The organism is Ruegeria sp. YTSA072 (assembly GCF_059610285.1).
In genome coordinates this window covers 107817-114549 of record NZ_JBXWNI010000013.1, presented here as the reverse complement: position 1 = coordinate 114549, position 6733 = coordinate 107817, and the positions used below count along the sequence as shown (strand labels likewise).

5 protein-coding genes are annotated in these 6733 nt (G+C 58.6%); all 5 read right to left on the bottom strand.

Annotation, left to right across the window (positions count from 1 at the left end):
• On the bottom strand, positions 1–1064 hold a 1064-nt coding region (locus tag AC2FIB_RS18690), incomplete at its 3' end, for a metal-dependent hydrolase family protein (protein WP_496842592.1).
• Positions 1065–1335: 271 nt separating this feature from the next.
• A complete protein-coding gene (gene infB / locus AC2FIB_RS18685; RefSeq protein WP_058272980.1) occupies positions 1336–3819 on the bottom strand; it encodes a translation initiation factor IF-2 in 2484 nt (827 codons plus the stop codon).
• 8 nt (positions 3820–3827) lie between these two features.
• Entirely contained in the window at positions 3828–4451 is a 624-nt protein-coding gene (locus tag AC2FIB_RS18680) for an RNA-binding protein (RefSeq protein ID WP_496736866.1), read from the bottom strand.
• A gap of 22 nt (positions 4452–4473) precedes the next feature.
• Positions 4474–6081, bottom strand: coding sequence for a transcription termination factor NusA (nusA, locus tag AC2FIB_RS18675; RefSeq protein ID WP_496842591.1), 1608 nt, complete (start codon positions 6079–6081; stop codon positions 4474–4476).
• Positions 6081–6671: a ribosome maturation factor RimP gene (rimP, locus tag AC2FIB_RS18670; RefSeq protein WP_058272983.1), complete on the bottom strand. Its 591-nt coding sequence runs from the start codon at positions 6669–6671 to the stop codon at positions 6081–6083. Before rimP ends, nusA begins: the two co-directional genes overlap by 1 nt.
• Positions 6672–6733: the final 62 nt, after the last annotated feature.

Below are 6733 nucleotides of genomic sequence, written 5' to 3'. Positions count from 1 at the left end.
CGTTCGGCCAGTTTGGGATCGAACAGGATGTCGGTGCCGAAAGCGACTTTCACGCCAACTTCTTTCGCCGTTTTGTAAGTGAAATCTGTACCGTTGGTGACGTCGATCCATTTCTGCTGGCTAACAGGGTCGTCGAAAGAAAAGCCATCCTCGTCATCCAGCAGGGGCTGCACTGACAACCAAACTTCATTGTCGCGCATCAGTTCCATCGTTTCGCGGCTCATCAAAAAGCCATGCTCGATGGACTTAACGCCTGCGGCAACGGCAATTTCCACGGCCTCGTCCGTGAAGACATGAGATGCAACATAGGTGTTGTAGGTGTCGGCCACCTCTACGAAAGCCTCGATTTCGGCCTTGGTGTATTGGCGTACATCCAGAGGGTCATAAGTGGATGACACCCCGCCACCGGTGGAAATCTTAAGCTGGCTTGCGCCCATGCGCATGATTTCACGCGCGCGCTTGACCACTTCCGGAACACCATCAGCCTGCGCCATCAAACCAACGCTGTACCAGTACCATTGCGAATCCGCGCCGTTCGTCGGAACCGCTTGGTAGGGGCGATAGTCAAAGTGGCCGCCGGTTTGTGTTACGGGTGGGCCGGACGGCAGGATACGGGGGCCTTTGATCTCGCCTGCGTCAATCATCCGTTTTATGGCAAATGAATTACCGCCAACGTCGCGCACCGTTGTAAAGCCGCGCATTAACGTGCCTTCGGACCCGATGGCACCACGCACCGCGACCTCAAGAATATCGCCGGTCACAACCACACTCTGCGGATTGCAACAGTAAAGCGTGTGCCAGTGTACGTCGATCAGGCCCGGCATCAACGTGCGCCCGCCGCCATCGATGACGATACCATTGGCGACGGCGAGGGGTTCTGAGGACACATCTGTGATCAGATTGTCGGTTACAACGACATTGGCATTTTCAATCATTTCCTCATTCACACCATCAAACACGTTGACGTTTGTGAACAGTATCGGGCCCCCATCCTGGGCGAGCGCTTGCGAACTGGTTATTGCAAGAACAATCGACGAAACCGCCGCAAGTTTGGGGAAATGCATTTTCAATTCCTCAGAAAATTCTGTCGGAGACACCATCCCAGCGGAAGCAAGCTTTTTCAAGGATTCCGTCACTTTTCCGCAAGGTCGGCTTCGTCCGCATAGCCGACCTTGAAGTCAGACTCATCTCATAATTAGGGCAGGATTGTAAAACGCACCTTACTGACTGGATTCAGAGAATCTCATACGCACAATCAAAGGCTTGCAACCATTCACAAAAATAAAACAGCGGCCCGAGTGAGCCGCTGTTTTTTTGTTTTACTGTACTACCGGATCAATCCAGCGTGCGGGTGACCTCTTCGCGCTCGAAGATTTCGATCACGTCGCCTGCACGGATATCGTCGTAGTTCTCGAACGCCATACCGCATTCCTGACCTGACTGAACCTCGGCCACTTCGTCTTTGAAGCGCTTCAGCGTTTTCAGCGTGCCTTCGTGGATCACCACGTTGTCGCGCAGCAGGCGGACGCCTGCGGAACGACGTGCCACGCCTTCGGTGACCAGACAGCCAGCAACTTTGCCGACGCCGGTGACCTTGAAGACTTCGCGGATCTCGGCGTAGCCGATGAACTTTTCGCGGATCTCGGCGCTCAGCAGGCCCGATGCGGCAGCTTTCACGTCATCGACCAGATCGTAGATCACCGAGTAGTAGCGGATTTCCACGCCCTTCTGGTTCGCGGTGTTCCGCGCCGACGCATTGGCACGCACGTTGAAGCCCAGGATCGGCGCACCGGATGCTTCGGCCAGGCCGACATCGGTTTCGGTAATCGCACCTACGCCCGAGTGCAGCACGCGCACGCGCACCTCGTCGTTGCCGATTTTTTCCATCGCCTGAACGATGGCCTCAGCCGAGCCCTGAACGTCTGCTTTCATCAGAATTGGCAGTTCGTTGACGTTCTCGTCTTCCTTGGCCTTCTGCATCAGCTGCTCAAGGGTCGTTGCGGCACCAGCGGCGGCGCGTTTGTCCTTGGCGGCCTGTTCGCGGTATTCTGCGATCTCGCGGGCCTGCGCTTCGGTCTCGGTCACGTTCAGAACGTCGCCAGCTTCGGGCGTGCCGTTCAGACCCAGAACCTCGACAGGAACCGAGGGGCCAGCTTCCTTGACGCGTTCACCCTTGTCGTTGATCAGCGCACGGACTTTACCGTATTGCTCACCCACGACGAAGATATCGCCCTGACGTAGCGTACCGTTCTGAACCAGAACAGTCGCGACCGGGCCGCGACCCACGTCCAGCTGCGCCTCGATCACGGCACCTTGGGCAGCGCGATTCGGGTTGGCTTTCAGCTCCAGAATCTCGGATTGCAGCGCGATGGCTTCCAGCAACTCATCCAGACCCTGACCGGTGATGGCAGAGACTTCGACGTCCTGAACTTCACCCGACATTTTCTCGACGATGACTTCGTGCTGCAGCAGGTCGGTGCGCACCTTGTCCGGGTTCGCGCCCGGCTTGTCGACCTTGTTGATCGCCACGATCATCGGCACTCCGGCCGCTTTCGCGTGGTTGATCGCTTCGACCGTCTGCGGCATCACCGCGTCATCGGCGGCAACAACCAGAACCACGATATCCGTGACCTGAGCACCGCGCGAGCGCATCGAAGTAAAGGCCGCGTGGCCCGGCGTATCCAGGAAAGACAGCGTGGTGCCGCTATCGGTTGTCACCTGATAGGCACCGATGTGCTGAGTGATGCCACCCGCTTCGCCTGCCACAACCCGCGCATCGCGGATCGCATCCAGCAGCGAGGTTTTGCCGTGGTCAACGTGACCCATGATGGTGATGACTGGCGGACGCGATTTCAGATCTTTGTCGTCGTCTTCGACCTCTTTGATGACGTCCTCGACATCCGAATCAGAGACACGGGTCACTTTGTGACCGAATTCTTCGATGATCAGCTCGGCGGTATCGGCATCAATGGTCTGGTTCTGCGTGACCATCATGCCCATGTTCATCAGCGATTTGACAACGTCTGCCACACGCTCGGCCATACGGTTGGCCAGCTCTGACACCGTGATCGCCTCGGGCAGCTGTACGTCGCGGATTACCTTTTCGCGCTCGACCGTACCACCCATGGCTTTCTGACGCGCCCGCTCCTGCTTGCGCTTCATCGCCGCCATAGAGCGGTGCCGATTACCTTCGCCGCCCGTTGCCTGACCCAGTGTCAGCTTGCCGGACCGGCGGTTGTCATCACGGCCTTTGCCACGATTTCCGCGCTGTTCACGCTCGCGATCGTTTTTCCGCGGCGTTGCAGCCGGTGCAGGCTTGTTCGCCGGGCTGCGCGGAGCAGCCGCCTTGGGCTCTGCCGGTGCAGCCGGAGCAGCAGCGCGTTGGGCCGCAATTTCAGCCTCTTTGCGCTTGCGATCTTCTTCTTCGGCCTTGGCACGTGCACGTTCTTCGGCCTCACGCTGTTCGCGTTCCTTAGCCTCTTGCTCCGCACGACGACGGGCGCGTTCTTCTTCACGCGCTTTTTCAGCTGCCTCGCGGGCGGCGGCCTCTTCGACCTCGCGGGCTTTGGCAGCCTGCAGCGCCTTCATCCGGCGGGCCATCTCCGCATCGGAAATCCCGGCAGGGCGGCGCGACGGATCACCCGAGGGCGTTGCTCCGCCACCCGGCTTGCCGGCACCCGGCTTGGGAACCACCACGCGCTTGCGTTTGGTCTCCACCACGACATTCTTGGTACGTCCGTGGCTGAAACTTTGTTTCACATTTCCGGGGCGTGCCCCGCCACGAAGACCCAATGTCTTTTTGCCGTCATTATCGCTCATAAAGCTTCTTACCCTTCCGCGCGGCCCCTGCCGCCGTCATCCGTTTCGCGCAAGCCACGCAGGCGCTGCGCTTCCTCTACAACACGTTTGGCGAGTCCGCCAGAGGCGAGCGCCGCATGAATCACAGTTTGGCGCCCAAATGCCTGTCCCAGCTCGTCCGCCGTCAGCCAGCCGATGTATGTTCCGAAGTGCGGCGTGCTCAGTTTCGACTTGCCGCGCCCTGATCCATCAGAGGCTTGTATCAGTACCTGGGCCTCTTCCCGGTCCAGCCACGTCTTGACCTTTTCGTAACCGGCGATCGCATCACCGGATTTACGCGCAAGGCTCACCAACTCGATCACACGGCGCGCAATCTGACGCTCAACTTCATCCGCGAGATCGTTAGGCACGCTGACTTGTGCCTTGAAACCACGTGCAAACAACTTTTTGCCCACGGCCTTGTCCAACGCGCTTCGATCCGCCGCGACATAGACACCGCGCCCCGGTAGTTTCGCCGCGACATCCGGAAAGACCTGACCATCCGGCCCCGTCACAAAGCGGATCAACCCAAATTTAGGTTGAACCTCGCCCGTGGCGATGCACTTGCGTTCAGGTCCTTCGGACCGATCCTTATGGACGCCACCGCGACCCATTTGCGCCACCCGAAGCCTGAGATCAGGCCTCGGCCTCCTCTTCGGTAACTTCTTCTTCGGCCTGCTCCAACTCAGCAGGATCGACCCAGCCCAGCATGATCCGAGCTGTCATGACCAGATCCTGCGCCTCTTCCAGCGTTACACCGAAAGGTTCCAGAACACCGTCATCTTTGATTCGCTGGCCGTCGACCGTGGTCCAACCACCGGCCAGTTCCCAGTCAGCGCAGGTTGCGAAGTCTTCCAGGTTCTTCACATCGTCCTTGGCCAGCGCTTCAACCATCTGGGGTGTCAGGCCTTCGAATTCAATAAGACTGTCTTCGGCACCCAACGCGCGGGCGCTTTCCAACGCTGCCTTGGCCTGTGCTTCCAGGTGTTCGCGCGCCCGTGTTTGCAGCTCTTGCGCGGTGCCTTCGTCAACGCCGTCGATCACCAGCAGTTCTTCGATCTCCACATAGGCTACCTCTTCGAGGTTGGTGAAGCCTTCGGACACCAGCAACTGTGCAAAGAACTCGTCCAGATCCAGGCTGTCCATGAACAGCTGGGTGCGGGCTTCGAATTCTTTCTGACGACGCGCCGATTCTTCGGCCTCGGTCATGATGTCGATATCCAGATTGGTCAGCTGGCTGGCCAGACGCACGTTCTGACCGCGGCGACCGATGGCCAGCGAAAGCTGTTCCTCGGGAACCACAACCTCGATTTTACCGGCTTCTTCGTCCAGAACCACCTTGGAAACCTCAGCAGGCTGCAGCGCATTCACCAGGAAGGTCGGTTGATCTTCGTTCCACGGAATGATGTCGATTTTCTCGCCCTGCAGCTCGTTCACAACGGCCTGCACGCGGCTGCCGCGCATACCTACGCAAGCACCAACGGGATCAATCGACCCGTCATAGGAAATCACGGCGATCTTGGCGCGCGAACCGGGGTCACGGGCCACGGCTTTGACCTCGATGATGCCGTCATAGATTTCCGGCACTTCCATCTTGAACAGCTCGGCCATGAATTCCGGCGCGGTGCGCGACAGGAAGATCTGGTGGCCACGAACTTCGCGACGCACTTCCTTGATATAGGCACGCACTCGGTCATTCGGACGATAGCTTTCGCGACCGATCTTGTCATTGCGGCGTAGAACGGCCTCAGCACCGCCCAGATCGACGATGACATTGCCAAACTCTTCGCGCTTGACCGCACCGTTGATGATGGTGCCTGCCCGATCCTTGAAATCTTCGTACTGACGATCGCGCTCGGCTTCGCGAACCTTCTGAAGGATCACCTGCTTTGCGGATTGCGCCGCGATACGGCCCATTTCAACTGGTGGCACTTCTTCAACGAAGACGTCACCAACCGAAGGCGTTTCCATATACTGCTTGGCCTGCTCGACGGTCATCTCGGCCTGATAGTTTTCCAGCTCTTCATCCTCGACCACGGTGCGAACGCGGGTGAATGTCGCTTTGCCGGTCTTGCGATCGATGCTGACGCGGATGTCCATCTCGGCGCCGTAGCGGCTTTTGGCGGCACGGGCGAGCGATTCTTCCATCGCTTCGACAACCAGACCGGGGTCGATCATCTTTTCGCGGGCCACGGCCTCGGCGGTCTGCAGCAGCTCCAGCTGGTTGGCTGAGGTGATTGCCATCAGTTCGTCTCCTCTTCGGACCCTTCGGTCTCAATCTCGTCGAAAGCGTTTTCGTTCAGGGCACCGGCGTCTTTGCGCTGGCGCAGCATTTCCTTGATCAGGTCGTCGGTCAGGACCAGCTTGGCGTCGCTCAGCCAGTCGAATTGCAGTCCGATGGTGATCGTCTCGTCCCCCTCGGTGAGATTGATCAGGACCTCATCTCCCTCGATCCCTGCCAGCTCACCTTTAAAACGGCGGCGTCCGTCGATCAGTTCGGCGGTTTCGATCTTGGCCTCATATCCTTCGAACGCCTCAAAGTCCTTGAGACGGGTCAGGGGGCGGTCGATGCCGGGGCTGGACACTTCCAGCGCATAGGCGTCAAGGATCGGATCCTCAACATCCAACGTGGCGCTGACCGCGTTCGAAATCTCGGCGCAATCATCCACTTCGATACCGCCATCAGGCTTGTCAGCCATGATCTGCAGCGTGGTTTGTTTGCCGCTCATCAGGCGAATACGCACAAGTTCATACCCCAGATCCTCGATCACGGGAGTGATGATCTCGGCCAGTCGCCGGTCGATGGCTGCTTTGGCTATCAGGTCATTTGTCATCTGGTACTCTACCCTGTCAGTCGGGCACAAAAAAACGGGCGCGCGGCCCGTCGATCTTTTCC